General features: G+C 72.2%; 10 protein-coding genes and 1 pseudogene. 3 read left to right on the top strand and 8 right to left on the bottom strand.

The genetic code is table 11. The annotated features are described in order from the left end of the window. Positions 1-54: 54 nt before the first annotated feature. From ACWGIH_RS02080 to ACWGIH_RS02090, 3 genes and pseudogenes are all read left to right on the top strand, one after another. Positions 55-2,688 (top strand): annotated as a pseudogene (locus ACWGIH_RS02080) (type I polyketide synthase); the annotation flags it as partial. A gap of 147 nt (positions 2,689-2,835) precedes the next feature. Continuing rightward, positions 2,836-7,407, top strand: a complete 4,572-nt coding sequence (locus ACWGIH_RS02085; RefSeq protein ID WP_453450686.1) for an amino acid adenylation domain-containing protein — start codon at positions 2,836-2,838, stop codon at positions 7,405-7,407. A 125-nt stretch (positions 7,408-7,532) separates the two neighbouring features. After that, positions 7,533-8,207, top strand: coding sequence for a TetR/AcrR family transcriptional regulator (locus tag ACWGIH_RS02090; protein ID WP_453450685.1), 675 nt, complete (start codon positions 7,533-7,535; stop codon positions 8,205-8,207). On the opposite strand, the gene ACWGIH_RS02095 is transcribed toward ACWGIH_RS02090, so the two are convergent. The 8 genes from ACWGIH_RS02095 to ACWGIH_RS02130 all read right to left on the bottom strand — a co-directional run bounded on the left by ACWGIH_RS02095 (position 8,208) and on the right by ACWGIH_RS02130 (position 18,129). Further along, positions 8,208-9,065: an alpha/beta hydrolase gene (locus tag ACWGIH_RS02095; RefSeq protein WP_453450684.1), complete on the bottom strand. Its 858-nt coding sequence runs from the start codon at positions 9,063-9,065 to the stop codon at positions 8,208-8,210. Further along, positions 9,058-10,233: an acyl-CoA dehydrogenase family protein gene (locus ACWGIH_RS02100; protein WP_453450683.1), complete on the bottom strand. Its 1,176-nt coding sequence runs from the start codon at positions 10,231-10,233 to the stop codon at positions 9,058-9,060. Before ACWGIH_RS02100 ends, ACWGIH_RS02095 begins: the two co-directional genes overlap by 8 nt. 59 nt (positions 10,234-10,292) lie before the next feature. Beyond that, the gene (locus tag ACWGIH_RS02105) at positions 10,293-10,670 is read right to left on the bottom strand and encodes an ectoine synthase (protein ID WP_451220941.1); all 378 of its coding nucleotides are present in this window, start codon (positions 10,668-10,670) and stop codon (positions 10,293-10,295) included. 49 nt (positions 10,671-10,719) lie between these two features. Then, complete coding sequence (locus ACWGIH_RS02110; RefSeq protein ID WP_453450682.1) at positions 10,720-11,976, bottom strand: GDSL-type esterase/lipase family protein; 1,257 nt, start codon at positions 11,974-11,976, stop codon at positions 10,720-10,722. A 226-nt stretch (positions 11,977-12,202) separates the two neighbouring features. After that, positions 12,203-12,991, bottom strand: coding sequence for a thioesterase II family protein (locus ACWGIH_RS02115; RefSeq protein WP_453450692.1), 789 nt, complete (start codon positions 12,989-12,991; stop codon positions 12,203-12,205). Between the two features lie 29 nt (positions 12,992-13,020). Next, a complete protein-coding gene (gene ccrA, locus ACWGIH_RS02120) occupies positions 13,021-14,367 on the bottom strand; it encodes a crotonyl-CoA carboxylase/reductase (protein ID WP_453450681.1) in 1,347 nt (448 codons plus the stop codon). Beyond that, the gene (locus ACWGIH_RS02125) at positions 14,364-16,826 is read right to left on the bottom strand and encodes a beta-ketoacyl synthase N-terminal-like domain-containing protein (protein ID WP_453450680.1); all 2,463 of its coding nucleotides are present in this window, start codon (positions 16,824-16,826) and stop codon (positions 14,364-14,366) included. The genes ccrA and ACWGIH_RS02125 overlap by 4 nt, the downstream gene beginning before the upstream one ends. A 7-nt stretch (positions 16,827-16,833) precedes the next feature. Continuing rightward, complete coding sequence (locus ACWGIH_RS02130) at positions 16,834-18,129, bottom strand: acyltransferase domain-containing protein (protein ID WP_453450679.1); 1,296 nt, start codon at positions 18,127-18,129, stop codon at positions 16,834-16,836. Positions 18,130-18,261: the final 132 nt, after the last annotated feature.

Genomic DNA, 18,261 nt, shown 5'->3' on the forward strand with positions numbered 1-18,261 from the left:
AGGGCGGAGCGACCCGAATCGACTTGGCGATGAATACAGGGGGCTGACGGTACGTTGGCGAATGAAGAGAAGCTGCGGCAATACCTGAAGAAGGTCACTGCCGATCTCCAGAATTCCCGCCGCCGCGTCCAGGAGCTCGAATCGCGCGCGGCCGAACCGATCGCCGTGGTCGGCATGGCCTGCCGATTCCCGGGGGGTGTGACGTCTCCCGAGGATCTGTGGCGGCTCGTCGACACGGGCTGTGACGCCATTTCTCCTTTTCCGGCGGATCGCGGCTGGGACATGGCGGGGTTGTACGCGCCCGATGCGGACGGCCTGGAGAAAGCGGGCACGTACGAGGGCGGATTCCTCGACGACGTCGCCGAATTCGACGCGGAGTTCTTCGGCATCGGCCCGCACGAGGCGCTCGCCCTCGACCCCCAGCATCGCCTGCTCCTGGAGACTTCCTGGGAGGCGCTGGAGCGGGCCGGCGTCGTACCGGAACGGCTGCGCGGCAGCAGGACCGGGATCTACGCGGGCCTGGTGTACGGCAACTACGGCCCGCACTCGCGCGAGAAGCCGCCCGCGGGCCTGGAACCGTATCTGGGCCTCGGTGGATCACCGAGCGCGGCCACCGGCCGGATCGCCTACACCCTGGGCCTCGAAGGACCGGCGGTCACGCTCGACACGGCCTGCTCCTCCTCGATGGTCGCGCTGCACACGGCGAGCCGGGCGCTGCGCGACGGAGACTGCACGCTGGCCCTGGCGGGCGGTGTCGCGGTGATGGCGACGCCGGACGCCTTCGAGGAGTTCGGGCGGCGGCACGGTCTCGCGCGCGACGGGCGCTGCAAGGCGTTCTCCGCGGAGGCCGACGGCATCGGCTTCTCCGAGGGCGTGGGCATCCTGGTCCTCGAACGGCTCTCGGACGCCGAGCGCAACGGCCGCGATGTCCTCGCCGTGCTGCTCGGCTCAGCGGTCGGGCAGGACGGGGCGACCAACGGCCTCACCGCGCCGAGCGGCACAGCCCAGCGGAACCTGCTGCGTCAGGCGCTCGCCGACGCCCGCCTCACCCCCGACCAGGTCGACGCCGTGGAGGCGCACGGCGTGGGCAGCGCCATGGGCGACCGCATCGAGGCGGGCGCCCTGCTCGAGGTGTACGGGCAGGGGCGGCCCGCCGACCGGCCGTTGTGGCTGGGCTCGGTGAAGACCAACATCGGCCATCCGCACGCCGCGAGCGGAGTGGCGGGCGTGATCAAGACGGTGCTCGCGCTGCGTCATGAGCGACTGCCCGGGAATCTGTACGCGGACCGGCCGAGCGAGGACCTGGACTGGGCGGCCGGCCCGCTGCGGCTCGTCGCCGAGACCCGGCCGTGGCCGCGTGACGCGGAACGGCCCCGGATCGCGGGGGTGTCGTCGTTCGGCATCAGCGGTACGAACGCCCATGTGCTCCTGGGCGAGGGGCCACTCCCCGAGCCACGCACCGACGCGGCGGCCCCCGAGCCTGTCGCCGTGCCGTGGGTGGTGTCGGCGCGGACCCCGGCGGCGCTGCGTGAGCAGGCCGCCCGGCTGCACGCTCATCTGGCCGACCGCCCCGAACTGCCGCCGCTGGACGTCGGTTTCACCCTGGCCTGCGCCCGGACCTCGTACGCGGAGCAGGCGGTGCTCGTCGCCTCCACCTCCGCCGAACTCATGGACCTGCTGCGCGCGGAAGCGCGTGACGAAGGGACCACGGACGCCAGGACCGCGCCCGGCGGGACGTTCTGTCTCGGTGGCGCCGCCGGCGCGGACAGCCGGCTTCTGCACGAGCGGTTCCCCGTCTTCGCACGGGCCTGGGACGAGGTCGGCAAGGCGCTCGACGGCAACGACACGGACGACTGCGCCGAGTTCGCGTTCACCGTCGCCCTGCACCGGCTCCTGGAGTCCTTCGGTCTGCGTCCGCGGGCGCTGACCGCGTGCTCGGGCGCCGGGGAAGCCGCCGCCGCGCACCTGAGCGGTGCGCTGTCCCTGACGGACGCGTGCACGCTCGCCGCCGCGCTCGCGGACAAGGCCGCGCTCGCCTCGACGGTGGAGGGTCTCACCTTCGCCGCACCGACGACCCCGCTCGTCGCGGCGGGAACGCAACAGCCGTGCACGGCCGACGAGTTGAGCACCCCGTCGCACTGGCTGGACCGCTCCACCCTCGGCGCCCCCGACCCCTCGTACACCTGCCTGGACTCCTCGCTCGCCGACCCCGCGGCCGTACTGCGGCTCCTGGCGGCGGCCCGGGCCGCGGGCTCCGCCATCGACTGGCAGGCCGCGTTCGAGGGCACCGGAGCGCGCCGCGTGGAGCTGCCCACGTACGCCTTCCAACGGCGCAGGTACTGGCTCGCGCCCCGGTCGACAGCCGGTGACGAGGGTGTGTGGGCGGCGCCGGACGTGCTGCCCGGCGCGCCCTCGGCACTGACGGACGAGGAGCGCGCGGAGCTGACGCGGCTTGTCGTCGAGGAGCCCGAGGCAGGGCGCGAGGCGGCGCTGGCCGCCGTGCTCGACCGGGTCGCCTTCCTGCTCGGGCGTGACGCCGTCGATCTGGCCGAACCCCGCAGGACCCGGCTCGCCGAGCTCGGCTTCGACTCGCTGCTCACCGTGCGCCTGCGGCACCGGCTGCACACCGACCTCGGCGTCGTCCTCGCCCTGAAGGATCTGCTCGGCGGCGACAGCGCCCTCGCCATCGCGGACCGCATCTGTGCGCAACTGGTCGCGCGAGGCCTGCTGGCGCCCCTCCAGAACGCGACGGAGGGCGACGTCGAAGTACTGAGCCTGTGACGGCCCGGCTCTCGCCCCCTCTTCCTGCCACCGCATCGCGTGAGGACTTCACCCATGGAGCATGAACTGCTCTCCGAACTGCACCGCCGAGGCATACGGCTCCGCCTGGCCGACGGCCGGCTCGACGTGCTCGCCCCCGCGGGCAGCCTCACGGACGGCCTGCGCGACAGGCTGCGCGCCGCGCGTGAAGAGCTGATCGAGCTCCTGGGCCGCGCCGATCACGGCGGACCCGCCGCGGCGATCGTGCCCCGGCCCGAGCAGCGGCACGAGCCGTTCCCGCTCACCGACATCCAGCACGCGTACTGGGTGGGCCGCAACCCCGCGATCGAGATGGGCGGCATCGCCACCCACGCCTACCTCGAGACCGCGACGGAAGACCTGGAAGTCGACCGTCTCGCCCGCGCCCTGCGCAAGGTCATCGACCGGCACGACATGCTGCGCGCGGTCATCGAACCCTCGGGCCTGCAGCGGGTGTTGCCCGAAGTGCCGGCGTACGAGATCCGTGTCGCGGACCTGCGCGGACTGTCCGAGGCCGAGCAGGAGGCGCATCTGGAGAGCGTGCGCGAGGAGATGGGCCACCAGGTGCTCCCGGCGGACCGCTGGCCGGTGTTCGACATCCGCGCGAGCCGCCTGGACGACCGGCGGCTGCGGATCCATCTGAGCCTGGACATGCTGATCATGGACGGCTTCAGCATGGACCTCCTCTTCCAGGAGTGGCGCCGCTTCTACGAGGACCCGCGCTGGATCCCCGAACCCCTCGAACTCTCCTACCGCGACTGCGTGATGGCGCAGCTGGAGGCCCGTGACGGGGCGGAGTACGCGCGCGCCGAGCGGTACTGGGCGGAGCGTCTCGACACGCTGCCGCCGGCTCCCGAGCTGCCGATGCTGCCCAGCAGGCCCGGCCGTGGGGCGGTGGAGTTCCGCCGCCGGCACTCCGTCGTGCCCAAGGAGCGGTGGGCGGCGATCAAGGAGGCCGCGCGGCGCCGGGGCGTCACGCCGTCGGCGGCCCTGGTGACGGCGTTCACCGACGTGCTGCGCTGCTGGTCCAAGGAGCCGGGTCACACCCTGAACCTCACGCTCTTCAACCGCCCTCCGCTGCATCCCCAGGTCGACGCCCTCGTGGGGGACTTCACCTCGGTGACGCTCCTGTCGACCGACTCGGAGCCGCGGGACACCTTCGCCGCCCGGGCCGGTGTGCTGCACCGGCGGCTGATCCAGGACCTCGAGCACCTCTCGTACAGCGGGGTCCAGGTGCTGCGCGAACGCGCGCGGCGGCAGGGCGGGATGCCGGGCGCGGCGATGCCCGTCGTCTTCACCAGCATGCTGGGGGCGTCGTCGGACGCCGGTCTCACCGGCGGCCTGAAGTTCCTCGGCGAGATCGTGAACGGCGTCAGCCAGACCCCGCAGGTGTGGCTCGACCACCAGGTCACCGAGGAGCACGGGGAGCTGCACCTCAACTGGGACGCCGCGGATGAGCTGTTCCCCGCGGGTCTCCTCGACGACATGTTCGCCGCCTACGAGGATCTGGTGGGCCGGCTCGGCAGCGACGAGGACCTGTGGGACGACCCCGGCCCCGCCGTCGCCCTTCCCGCCTGGCAGGAGCGCGAGCGGCTCGCCGCCAACGACACCGAGGCGCCGATTCCCGAGCGCACCTTGTGTTCCCTGGTGGAGGAGCAGGCCGAGCGGACGCCGGACGCCGACGCCGTGCTCGCCGCCGACGGCCGCTACACCTACGGCGAACTCCTGGGGCAGGAGCGCCGGCTCGCGCACCGCCTGGTCGATCTGGGCGCCCGTACGGACGAGTTGATCGCCGTCGTGATGCCCAAGTGCCGCGAGCAGGTCGCCGCGGCCATCGGCATCACCCGCTCCGGCGCCGCCTATCTGCCGCTCGACCCGCAGTGGCCGGCCGCTCGCCGCGCCCAGCTGTACGACCGCTGTTCGGTGCGCTTCGCGGTGACCACGCCCGAGTTGCGCGAGCGGCTCGACTGGCCGGCCGGCGTGCGGGTGGTGACCTTCGCCGACAGCGAGGTGCGTTCGGCTCCGATCACCCCGCCCGCCGTCGACCCGGCGCCCACCGACCTCGCGTACACCATCTTCACCTCGGGGTCCACGGGGCAGCCCAAGGGTGTGGTGATCGACCACCGGGGCGCGGCCAACACCGTGCAGGACATCAACCAGCGGTTCGGCGTCGGCCCGGACGACCGCGTCCTGTCCCTGTCCTCGCTCAGCTTCGACCTGTCCGTGTACGACGTCTTCGGCACCTTGGCCGCGGGCGCCGCCGTGGTCCTGCCCGCTCCGGAGGACGCCCACGACCCGGCGCACTGGACGGACCTGGTGCGGCGCCACGGCGTGACGGTCTGGAACTCGGTGCCCGCCCTCATGCAGGCGTGGACCGACAGCCTCAAGGACGACAACGAGTGCTTCCCCGAGGGGAGTTCGACGCTGCGGCTCGCCCTTCTGAGCGGCGACTGGATCCCGGTGGCCCTGCCCGACACCATCCGCGCGCACCACCCGCGCACCCGGGTGATCAGCCTGGGCGGCGCCACCGAGGCGTCGATCTGGTCGGTGTCGTACCCCATCGGCGAGGTGCCGGACGACTGGACCCGCATCCCGTACGGCAAGCCGCTCGCCCGGCAGACCCTGCACGTGTACGACGAGCGGCTCGAACCGTGCCCGGTGTGGGCCACCGGAGAGATCTACATCGGCGGCATCGGCGTCGCGAAGGGCTACTGGGGCGACGAGGAGAAGACCGCCGAGCGGTTCATCACCCACCCCCGGACCGGCGAACGCATCTACCGCACGGGCGACTTGGGCCGGTACCTGCCCGGCGGCGACATCGACTTCCTCGGCCGCGAGGACTCGCAGATCAAGCTGAACGGCTACCGCATCGAACTGGGTGAGATCGAGGCGACCCTGGCCCGGCAGGACGGCGTGGCCGAGGCGGTCGTCGGCATCGGCACCAATCCCACCACGGGCCGCGCCCAGCTCGTGGGGTACGTGGTGCCCGAATCGGGCGGCGCCGAGGATGGCGGCGCTTCGGACGAGGGCGAGCTGCTGCGGCAGGTCACCGAGCGGGCCGGGGAACGTCTGGAGCGCGAAAAGGCGGGACGCGCACAGGAGTTGCGCACAGAGGAGCGCACCCATGCCGCGGCGGATGCCCTGTGCCCTCTGGTGATCGCACGGTCCCTTGCCCGGCTCGGGTTCTTCCGCTCGGCCGGCGAAAGCGCCCGCTGCGAGGACATCGTGGCCTCCGGCATCAAGCCCGTCTACCGGGAGTTGATCGAGCGCCAGCTGGGCGAGCTCACGGCGCGCGGCCTGCTGCGGGCCGACGGCGCCAGCGGCGAGGGCGAGACGGCGTACCGCTGCGAGCGGCCCTTCGACGCCGACGCCCTGGACGCGGAGATCCGCCGCACCCTCGACGGCATGGACGTGGCCGGGCCGCACGGTGTGCTGCGCGAGTACTTCGCGCAGTGCGCCGAGCACCAAGTGGCCATGCTGCGGGGCGAGGTGAGCCCCCTGGAGTTCCTGATGCCCGACGGCGACTGGCGCGTGACGCGAGCCCTGTACGCGGACAACCCCGTGGCACAGGTGCAGAACCGCACCGTGGCGCAGGCCCTGCGGACGTTCGTGGACGCCTGGCCGGGCGCCGAACCGGTGCGGATCCTGGAGGTCGGCGCGGGCACCGGCGGGACCACCGAGCGGGTCCTGCCCGAGCTGCCCGCGGACCGGGTGCGTTACTGCTTCACCGACATCTCCAGCTACTTCACGTCGCGCGCGGAGCAGCAGTTCAAGCCCGCGCACCCCTTCCTCGAGCACCGCGTGTTCGACATCGACGCGGACCCCGCCGAGCAGGGCTTCGCCCCCGGCTGCGCGGACGTGATCCTGGCCGCCAACGTGCTGCACGACGCCAAGAGCATCGGACAGACGCTGACACGGCTGCGGGCACTGCTCTCGCCGGGCGGCCTGCTCGTCCTCCTGGAGAGCACCGTCAACATGCCTTCCGCGCTGATCACCGTCGGCCTGATCGAGGGCCTCGCCCAGGAACGCGCCACGGACGAGCGGCGGCTGCCACTGCTCTCGGTGGCGCAGTGGCGGGACCAGGTCGAGGCCGCCGGCTTCGACGGTTTCACCCCGCTCCCGGCCGACGGCGCACCGGACGACCTCTACATGCACGTACTGATCGCAGCGGCCCCGGGTGGCGCCACACCGGCCCTGGACGTGGAAGTCCTGCGCCGTGGGGTGGAGGAGTCGCTGCCGGAGTACATGGTGCCGCGGCACCTGCTGCTCATCGACCAGCTCCCGCTGAGCTCCAACGGCAAGGTCGACCGGAGCGCGCTGCCGCTGCCGTGGCAGGAGGCCGCCGCGGTGACGCGGGTGACGCCGCGTGACGCCGTCGAGCAGCGGTTGTTCGAGCTGTGGAGCGAGGCCCTGGGACGGACGGACTTCGGCGTCGAGGACAACTTCTTCGATCTGGGCGGGGACTCGCTGCATGTGGTGAGCATGCTGGGGCCGCTGCGCGAGGAGCTCGGGCTGCACCGCAGCGCCCAGGAGATCGTGGAGGCGCTCCTGGACCGGCCCACCATCGCGGCGCTCGCCGCCTCGGTGCCCGAATGGTCCCGCCCGTAGGGCTGTTCACCGGAAAAGCCCTGTTTCCCGGGCAGCGGGCAAGCCGGGGATGGCTGGCTATCATGACGGAAACCTGGGGCGCGCGCCCCGACAGGACCACGCCGCAGTCGCACCGGAGGTGACGCATGTCCTCGCTGTCGAAAGGAGGTCGTCGGCCAGCAGCCGACGCCGGCAGTCCGCCCTCCCCTCGCCCCTCGGGCCTGCGCGAGCGAAAAAAGGCCAGGACCCGTACGGCGATCCAGCGGGAGGCGCTGCGCCTGTTCCGGGAGCGGGGGTACAGCGTCACGACGGTCGAGCAGATCGCGGAGGCCGCCGAGGTCGCGCCGAGCACGGTCTTCCGGTACTTCACGACCAAAGAGGACCTGATCCGGCTCGATGACGACTACTCCCTGCTGACCAGGGCCTTCCACGCCCAGCCCGCGGAGCTGAGTCCGACCCGGGCGCTGCGCTTCGCCCTGCGGGAGATGTTCTCCGGGCAGTCGTCGGACGAGCTGGCGGAGCGGATGGAGCGCGAGATGCTCATCCTGTCGGTCCCGGAGCTGTGGGCGGCGAACCTGTCGAACATCACGTCGACGCTACCGAGACTGGCCTCGCTGATGGCGGAGCACACGGACCGCTCCCCCGACGACCCCGAGGTGCGCAGCCTCACCGGAGCGGTCTGCGGGGTGATCCTGATGGTGTGGCTCGACTGGGCCAAGGACCCGTCGATGGACGGCCCCGCCGTCCTCGACCAGGCCCTGGCCCATCTTGAGGCGGGCCTTCCCGTCTCTCCCGCGCCGTCCTCGTCCCCCGCGCCCTGACTAGGGCGCGGTGTCGGCCGCGGCCGGGCACCCGAGGGCGCGGCGGACATGGCCGCCGAGCAGGGTGATGGCTTCCGCGGGACGCCGTGCCAGACCGCCCCAGGCCAGGAACCCGTGGTCGAGTCCGTCCCCGTCGACCAGCGTGGTGGGCACGCCGGCCGAGCGCAGCCGTGCCGTGAACTCCCTTGTCTGACCGCGCAGGAAGTCGAATTCGCCCGTGGCGACCACCGTCGGCGGCAGCACGCTCAGATCGGGGGCGAGCAGCGGCGACACCTCCGGGGACGTGCGGTCGCAGTCGCCGACGTACAGCTCGATCATCCGGAGCAGGTCCTCGGGCAGCGCGCCGGACGGCGGCTCCGCGCGCAGGTCCACCGCCGGGTAGGCGAGCAGCAGCAGGGCGAGCGCCGGGCCGCCGGACGCGGCGAGGCGCAGGGCGGCGGCCAGGGCGATCTGCCCGCCGCCGCTCTCTCCCACCAGGCCGATGCGGCCGGAGTCCAGGCCGAGTTCGGCGGCATGGTGCGCGATCCACTCGACGGCGGCCACGGCGTCGTCGACGGCCGCCGGGTGGGGGTGTTCGGGCGGGCGGCGGTAGGCCACCGAGATGTACGCGGCGTCGCAGGCGCGGGTCAGGGAGCGGACGACCGGGTCGTACGAGTCGATGCCGCCGAGCGCCCAGCCGCCGCCGTGGAAGAAGATCAGGGCGGGCTGCGGTTCGGGGGCGCCGTGCGGCCGGTAGAGGCGGGCGGGCCGCCCGGCGACGGTGAGGTCACGGACCTCGGACACATCGGGCCGCGGCAGCTTGGACATCATCTGGTCGTGCCGGTCCCGCAGTTGGGTCACCGTGAGGGGCTCAGGCATGGGGTCGACTCCCGTCCGGGGCCGGCTCCTCGAGGCCCATCATGCTGGCGATCCTGTTGCGCTGGATGTCGGTGGTGCCGGAGTAGATGGTGCCTGCCATGGCGCTGCGCACGTCGTGCTCCAGGCCGTACTCGGTCATGTAGCCGTAGCCGCCGAAGATCTGGACGGCGTTGACGGCCGAGGACAGATTGCCCTCGCTGGCGAGGAGCTTGGCGATCGCGACGTCCACGGTGGCGTCCTCGTCCCGCTGCACCTTGACGGCCGCGTCGTACAGGGCGCGCCGGGCGGTGTCCACGGCCATGCGCATCTCCACCACGCGATGGGCGACGGACTGGTAGGAGCCGATGTGACGGCCGAACTGCCGGCGGCTCCTGACGTAGTCGACCGTGCGCTCCAGGCGGTGCTGCATCTCGCCCACGTTGACGGCGAAGGAGCAGAGCACCTCCCACTTCATCACGTGGTCGAAGATGGCGAAGCCGGAGCCGACGTCGCCGAGGACGTTGCGCGCGGGCACCCGGCAGTCGTCGAAGAACAGCTCGCCGAGCGGCGAGGAGCGCAGCCCCATCTTCTGCATGGGCCGGCCGATGGTGAGGCCGGGCCGGTCGCGTTCCACGACGACTGCGGTGATGCCGAAGGCTCCCGCGCCGGGATCGGTCTTCACATAGACGACGTACAGGTCGGCGACCGGGCCGTTCGTGACGAACGCCTTGTGGCCGTTGATGACGAGGTCGTCGCCGTCGTGCTCGGCCCGGGTGCGCAGGGCGAGCATGTCGGAGCCCGCTTCCGGCTCGGAGATGGCGTGGGCGCCGATCAGCTCGCCCGCGGCGGCGGCCGTGAGGACGTGTTCCTTGAGCGCGTCGGAGCCGAAGCGGTCGACGGGCAGGCAGGTGCTGATGAGGTGGGTGCAGGCGGAGAAGCTGAGCCCGGTGTCACGGCACCCCTCCCCCAGGCCCTCCAAGACGTGCATCGTGGTCGTCAGATCCTGGCCGAGCCCGCCCCAGGCCCCGTCGACCGGCAGGCCGAGCAGACCGGACTCGGCCAGGAGCCGCCACTGTTCGCGGGGGAACTCGCCGCCCGCGTCCCGTTCGAGATATCCGGCGCTCAGAGGTTTCCCGAGCCCCAGCGCCGCGTCGCGCAGCGCCCTCTGGTCCTCATTCCACTGAATCAACGGTGCATCCTCTTCCGCGAGCTCGAACGGGACCGGGCGGGCGTGGTGCGGCGGACGGGTCAGTACTGCGAGAAGCCGAACTCGTCCAGCCTGTGTGCCTCGTCGCCGCGCAGCGGCGGGTTGAACACGCTGATCAAATGCAGGTCCTCGTGGGCGTCGGCCACGAGGAAGTGCGCGTCGTGCTGGTCGAGTACGTAGAGCACCCCCGGCTCGAGCCGGTAGGTGACGGCGCCGTCCGCCGATGTGACCTCACCGTGGCCGCCGATGCAGTAGCACGCCTCCAGGTGCCGGCGGTACTGCAGCCGGGACTTGGTGCCCGCACGCACCGTGGTCTCGGCCACGGTGAAGCCCATCCCGTCCGTCTCCACGAGCAGACGGCGGCTGGTGCCGTTGCCCCACTCGACGGCTCTGACCTGTGAACTGTCCCGTATGAACAACGTTGCCTCTCCTCTCTGATTCTGTCTGGGTCCTACCGGGGCCGGCGCGTCACCGGAGGTGGGGGGCCACCGCGGCGGCCATGGCCCGGTATCCGGCGCCGTTGGGGTGCACTCCGTCCCCGCTGTCGAGGCGGGGGTCCATGCGCACCGGATCGGTGGGGTCGGCGAGGACGCGGTCGGAGTCGACCACGGCGGCGTAGCGGCGCTCCTGGAGCATCCACGCGTTGACCGCCATGCGGATCTTGTCGTGGTGCTCCTGGTACGACGGCGACGAACCGTACGGCGGCTTCGTGACGCCGATGACCGGCAGCTTGAACTCCTCGGCCTGGCGCAGCAGTTCACGGTGTCCGGCGATCACCTCGTCCGGGGTGACCTCGGGGGTCTCGCCGAGGCAGGGGTGATTCGCGTGGACCGTGATGTCGTTGCCGCCCAGCTGCACGACGAGTTTGCGTACGCCGGGCTGGGTCAGCGCGTCGCGGCGGAAGCGCTTGGTGGCCTTCTCGCCCAGGCAGAAGGTGTCGTTGAGGAGCCTGTTGCCGCTGATGCCGGTGTTGGCCACGGCGTGCGGGGTGCCCTGGGCGGCGAGGAGTTCGGCGAGGGCGTCGGGGTAGCGCTCGTCGCGGTCCATGGCCGAACCGAATCCGTCGGTGAGCGAGTCGCCGAAGCACATCACGGTGTACTGCCGGGCGGGCGCGACGACATCGACGGCCGCGAGGCAGTACATCGCCCCCGTGGTCTCGGTGAACGCGGCGGCACCCGTGTCGTCGCGGTGGTCTCCTCGCGCCCGGTGGCAGGTGCTCCCGGCCCACGGGTGGAAGGTGACGGGCCCGGTGGCGTCCTTGAAGTACAGGGTGACCGCGACCCGTTCGCGGGCCGCGACCGTCAGGTGCACCGCGTCGCTCGCCAGCGTGCCGCCGGGCTGCACCGTCACCGACGAAGCGCCGTCGAAGGTCAGCCGGCGCACGGTGCCGGGACGTAACTCGGCGCCGCCCGCGCTGAGCGCCACGGTGGCGCCGGCCAGCCGCATGGGCCGCGTGCCGAAGTGGTGGGAGAGCCGCACGCGCAGCGTCCGGCCGCCGAGGCTGGTGCGGGCGAGCTGGCGGACGCTGTGGTCGGCGAAGCCCTCCTTGGACCAGTTGGTGCCCATGCCGAGGCTGGGCGGTGTCATCGCGGTCGACCAGGTGGTCACCCAGTTCCGGGCTCCGCCCGGCCCCTCGGCGGCGCCCGCCGACGCCGCCGCCGTCAGGCCCGCGGCCGCCGTGGTGCCGATGAGGGCGAGCGCCCGACGCCTGGTGGTCTCCGTCATGCCTTGCTCCTTCCGCGCGCCGTGGCGCGCCCGTCCCGTGTGCGGGTCTCCACCACGGACCGGTATGCGGGCAAGGAAAGAAAGCAAGGGATTACGTCAATCGACCGCGGTACTTCAACCGTGAAATGGTGGCGCCCTGAATATGCGGAAACGCTAACGCGCACTTCGGTCGACCCATAACCCCTAACCGGCCCCTATTGCCCGGCGCTGGCCACCTAGAGGGCGGTCACCGGGAAGTGGGGTGCAGCGAGTCGGTGATGATTTCGACAATGTCGTCGCGGCATTCCTCGATGAAGAAGTGTCCGCCGGGAAAGACCCGCAGCGTGAAGCCGCCCGCGCTGTGGGCACGCCAGTCGCGCACTTCCGCCACGGTCGCCTTGGGGTCGCTCCCCCCGGTGAGCGCGGTGATCGGACAGGTCAGCGGCGGGCCGGGGGTGAAGGCGTAGGTCTCGGCCGCGCGATAGTCGCTGCGTACGGCGGGCAGCACGGTGGCGAGGAGCTCCGGGTCCGCCGCCAGGCGCTGATCGGTGCCGCCGACGGTGAGCAACTCCTGGACCAGGGCCGCGTCGTCGGCGAGGTGGACCCGCTCGTCACGGTGCCGCGACGGCGCCCGGCGGCCGGACACGAAGAGCCGCATGGGCCATGCCGTCATGGCGGCCTCGCAGCGGCGCGCCACCTCGAAGGCGAGGATCGCGCCCATGCTGTGCCCGAAGAAGGCGAACGGCCGGTCCAGGCTCGGCAGCAGCGCCTCGTAAATGCGGTCGGCGAGCCGGGGGATGTCGTCGACACAGGGTTCGCGATAGCGGTCCTGCCGTCCCGGATACTGCACCGCCAGCACGTGGATCGTGGGAGCGAGGGCTCGGGAGAGGGGGTGGAAATAGCTTGCGCTTCCGCCTGCGTGCGGGAAACAGACGAGTCGTACGGCCTGTTTCTCCGCTTGTTTTGCGAACTTGTTTCCGGTATTGATTCCGGCCCTGGTATCGGTATTGGTTCCGGCCTGTTGATACGACCTCACCCAGAGGTCGGAATGATCTGCCGGCCCGCTCATGCCCGCTGTGCCCCCGGGTTGTGCTGGAACAGGTTGATGCGGTCGAGCTTGCGGGCGCGGAGCTCGGGGTCGCGGACTCCCCGGCCCTCACGGTCGGCGAGGCAGAGCACGCCGACCTTGCCGTGGTGGGTGTTTCCCGCCACGTCGTAGGTGGCGTCGCCCGCTCCTTCGAGGGGGTAGGTCCGCGAGAGCACCGGATGGATCGCGCCGCTCGCGACGAGGTCGTTGGCGGACCAGGCCTCCTTGTAGTTCGCCATGTGCGACCCGATGATGCGCTTGACGTGCATCCACAGATGGCGGTTGTCGTAGGTGTGCTGGTAGCCGGTGGTCGACGCGCAGGTGACCACCTTTCCGCCGCGGGCGGCCACCATGACGCTGACCCCGAAGGTGTCCCGGCCGGGGTGCTCGATGACGATGTCCGGGTCGTCGCCCGCCAGGCTGCGGATGGCACTGCGAAAACGGCCCCACTCGCCGAGGCGTGCGCGGTCCTGCTCATCCCAGAAGGTGTAGTTGCCCGCGGACCGGTCGATGATCAGCTCCGCCCCCATCCCGCGGCACAGATCGGCCTTGGCCTGCGAGGACACGACGCAGATCGGGATGGCACCGCCGTTGAGGGCGAACTGTGTCGCGTAGGCGCCGACACCGCCGCCCGCGCCCCAGATCAGGACGCGCTCACCCTGCTTCATCCCCGCTCCGTGGTCGGACACCAGCTGGCGGTAGGCGGTCGAGAGCGCCACCCCGAGCGAGGCGGCCTCCTCCCAGGTGAGGTGGGCGGGCTTGGGCATCAGCTGGTTCGCCTTGACCAGCGAGACCTCCGCGAGGCCACCGAAGTTGGTCTCGTACCCCCAGACCTTCTGGCCGGGATCGAGCAGGGCGTCGTCGTGTCCGCCGGGAGTCTGCAGGTCCGGCTGGAGGCAGTGCACGACGACCTCGTCGCCGGGCTTCCACTCGTGGACGCCGGGCCCGGTGCGCAGCACGACTCCGGAGAGGTCGGAGCCGAGGATGTGGTACGGCAGGTCGTGGCGCGCGGCCTCCGGTGAGGTGCGGCCGAGCGTGCGCAGGAAACGGAAGGTGGGGACGGGCTCGAACAGCGCGGACCACACGGTGTTGTAGTTGATCGAACTGGCCATGGAGGCGACGAGCACCTCGCCGTGCCCGAGCTCCGGGGTGGCGACCTCCTGCACGTGGACCGTCTTGCGCGGGTCGCGGTCCGCGGCAGGGGTCCGGGCGATCTCCTTCTGCTCCGATGCGAGGACGACGGCGGCCCGGAAGGAGGCCGGGACCTCGCAGGCGGCGATGGCCTGCGGGTCGTCCGTGGCCGCGGCGTCGCGGAGTTGACTCATCGACTGGTCCTTGTCTTCCGGGTCGCCGGGCGGGGCGCGCCGTGGGCGGTACGGGCGAGGGTGATGACGGGTCCTGCTTCGCCGGGCGCCGGCCCCACGACGGCTTCGGCTCCGTCGGCTGTGGCGGTGTGCAACGCCCTGAGCACGCCGAGGATGCCGTCCGCGGCGAGGAAGGTGGCGCCCGTGTCGCCCGGGGTGGCGCCGCAGATGATGTCGGCCGGCGCGTGGGGCGTGGCGGGCCAGGCGGACGTGAGGCGGGCGAGGGGGGTGAGTCCGTGGGCGCGGGCGGTGGATTCCCGGCTCAGGGCGAGCAGGAAGGCCCCTTCGGCGACGCGCTGCGGGTCGAGGCCCATGAAGCGGGCGAACTCGGGGCGTCCGGTGGGGCTGACGCCGAGGACGAGCGCCATGTCGAGAACGCCGTGGGACAGCTGCCGGAGCGCGGTGTGCACGGCGGTGAGCCCGCTGGTGGCGCCGGTGTCCACCAGCATGGTGGAGCCGCCCAGGTCATGGCGGTTGGCGATACGGGCCGCGATGACGTTGGGCATGATCCCCGGCAGTGTGTCCTTCGTGGTCGCCTGGGTCCTGGACCTGATCTCGGCGAGGCAGTCGGCGAACGCCGTGCGGTCGGAACCTTCGAGGACCCGGTCCACCTCGGTGGCGTAGCAGCGCACGAGGTGGTCCATCGCGGACGGCGACGGTCCCGTGGTGGCCGCGACGACGCCGGAGGTGGCGCGCATCGGGGCCCACAACTCGCCGTGTTCGGCGACGAACAGGGCCGCCGCGCGCAGGGCCATGAGCTGGCTCGGGTCGGTGGCACGCACGGTGGGCGGCGGGAGGCGTACGTCTTGCAGCGGCGGCGCCGGATACGCGGCGCCGAACGTGCGCGGCCCCGGAAGGCGGCCCTCACGCACCAGTTGCTCCACTTCCGCGGGGCCGGGGTCCCCGGGCAGGTGCGCGCTCCAGGCAAGGAGCACCACCGGGTCGGCTTCGGGGTCCGGGGCGGGGCGGGGCCGTGGCGCGGGAGCGCGGTCGGCGACCAGCAGGTGGGCGTTCGTGCCGCCGAAGCCGAAGGAGGAGACACCCGCGACTCGGGGGCGGGCGCCCCCTTCGGGCCAGGGGATATCGGTGACGGGTATGCGCACACGGTCGTCGGCCGGCTCCGCGGATGCGCCCGCCGGCTGCGCCGCGCGCTCGGTGTAGCGGCGCTGTGCGGGGATCGCTCCGTGGCGCAGCGCCGTCAGGAGCTCGATGACCGAGATCACTCCGGCGCTCCAACCGGTGTGGCCGAGCAGGGACTTGTTGGAGCGGCACCAGACGCCGTCCGGGCCGGTGACCTCGGCGAGCGTGCGCACCTCCACCGCGTCGCCGACGGCCGTGCCCGTCCCATGCGCCACCACCCAGTCCACCGCGTCCGACGTCACGCCCGCGGTCCGCCGGGCGCGGTCGAGGCAGCGGCGCTGACCGGCCGGATTGGGGGCGTAGATCGCCGTGCCCCGGCCGTCCGAAGAACCGCCGAAGCCGAGGAGGACGCCGAGCACCGGGTCGCCGTCCGCACGGGCACGGTCCAGGCGCTTGAGCGCGACGATGCCCGCGCCGTCGGTGAAGAGGGTGCCGTCCGCCGCCTGATCGAACACGCGGACGTCCCCGGTGCGGCTCAGGCCGCGCAGTTTGGCGAAGCCGACGTTGTAGCGCGGCGTCACCGCCGAGACCCCGCCGCAGTAGGCGATGTCGCTGTCCCCGGCCAGCAGGCTCGTGATGCCCTGGCCGATCGCGTACAGGGCGGAGGAGCACGCGGTGTCGACCACGGCGAACTCGCAGTCGTCGGGCAGCAGTCCGGCCGCCGCGGCCCGCGCGACCCGGTCGGGCAGCGTGTCGCTCGGCCGTCCGCTCCCGTGGCCGTAGTGGCGTCCCAGCAGCCCGCACAGCCGCTCCTCGGCCTCGGCGCGGCGTGCGGAGTCGTCGGGGTGCAGGTGCCCGGCGGTGTGCCGGGCGACGGATGCGGTCAGGACCGCTTCGTCGGTGCGCTGTCCGACGACGGTGCTGCCGCCGACGTAGTAGGCGTAGCGGTCGGTGTCACGTGCGGTGACCGTGTCGCCTGCCTGGAGCAGGCAGTGCCGCAGCCAGAGCGGGTTCTGCCCGGCGGCCGCGAAGGCGCCGCTCGCGATCTCCGCCGCGAGCCTGGGGTGCGGCCGGAAGTCGTGCAGGAATCCCGAGGTGCGTACGTAACCGCGGTCCTCGGCCGCGGAATCCGCGGACCAGAAGTCGTCGAGGCGGTAGCGGTCCGCGGGCTCCTCGAACACGGGCCGGTCGCCGCACAGCAGCTTCCAGAACTCGTCCGGGTCGCAGGCGCCAGGCACCGCGATGCCCATCCCCACGACGGCGACCGCTTCGCCGTACGCGCCGTCGCCGTACGCACCTTCGCCGTACGCGCCTTCCTCATACGGACCGGTGGAGGTCATCACCGACTCACCGCTGCTGTTCGCGCCGCAGGCCGGTGACATACGCGGCCAGCTCGGCGACCGTGGCGTGGATCTCCGCGTTGGCGTCGTGGAACCTGTCCCCCAGGCCGTACTGCTGGAGCACGCGGTCCAGGAGCTCGGTCATCGTCAGGGAGTCGACGCCGAGGTCGGCCTGGAAGTCGGCGTCGTCGGTGACCACGTCCGCCGGGTACTCCAGCATCTCGGCGCACAGGGCGCGTACGTCTTCCAGGATCTCCGGATCGGCCTCGGAAGCCCCGGACTCGTCCGATGCATGGGCGGAAGGCTGCTGCTCGACGGACGGTGCGGCGTCGGGGGGCGCGAGGGGGCCGAGCCTGGCGGAGAGGTCACCGGTCACCATGGCCTCGCGCAGCGGCGCGACCGTGACCACCGAGGGCAGGAAACCGGACACGATGCGGGTGAGGACGTCCAGCGCGCCGCACTCCACGAACGTGGTGACGCCCTCGGCGTGCAGCGCGCGCACCGCGTCGTCGAACCGCACCGGCTCGGTCATGTCGGCCACCAGGAGACCGATGACGTCGTCGTCGGCGGTGAGGTGTCGGCCGAGGCTCTGGGAGTGGAAGAAGCCCTCGCGGGGCGCGGACATCGGTATGTCGCGCATCGCCGTGGCGTAGAGCGCGCCCGCTTCCGCGAGTTGCGGGACGTGGAAGAGGCCGGGGACGTGCAGCCGGGACGTGCGGATGCGGGCCTCGCGTGCCGCTTCCTGGAGCTTCACCAGGTCCGCGTCGGGGCCGCTGATCACCGTCTGGTGCGGGGAGTTGTGCGCCGAGACGGCCGACGTGCCGGCGTGCACCGAGGCCAGCAGCTTCTCGGCGCCCGCGGGGTCCGTGTTCACGGCCAGCATGCCGCCCGCGGGCGGCGGCGCCTTGCGCAGCGCCGCGTAGCGTTCGCAGACGGCCCTGACGGCGTCGGCCGGGGTGAGGACACCGGCGGCGGCCAGCGCCGCGACCTCGCCGTGGCTGTGTCCGATGACGTGATCGGGCGTGATGCCGTACCGGTCCTCCAGGAGCGTCGCCAGGGCGAGGGAGGTCGCGAGGATCGCCACGTCGAGGCGCTCCGGCTCGGATTCGAGCAGCTTCCCCAGCGCCGGGGCGTCCGGCGAGAACAACAGCGGCTGCACCGGCTTGAGTTGGTACTCCGCGGTGACGGCGTCGATCTCGGCCACCCGGGCCGAGATGCGGTCGGCGTCCGCGCCGATGCCGGCGAAGGCGCCCGGCAGGTACGAGCCCTGGCCGGGGAAGAGGAACGCCACCCGACTGGTCATGTCATCGCCCTTTCGTTGGGATGGCCCGGGCCTGCTCCGCCCGGACAGCGCGAGCCGACGCGGCTCTGTGTCCCCTGCGGAACCCGACACCACAAGCGAAAGCCCCGTATACGGCAACAACGCGAGCGTATG

It is taken from the genome of Streptomyces sp. NPDC054872 (assembly GCF_053610705.1).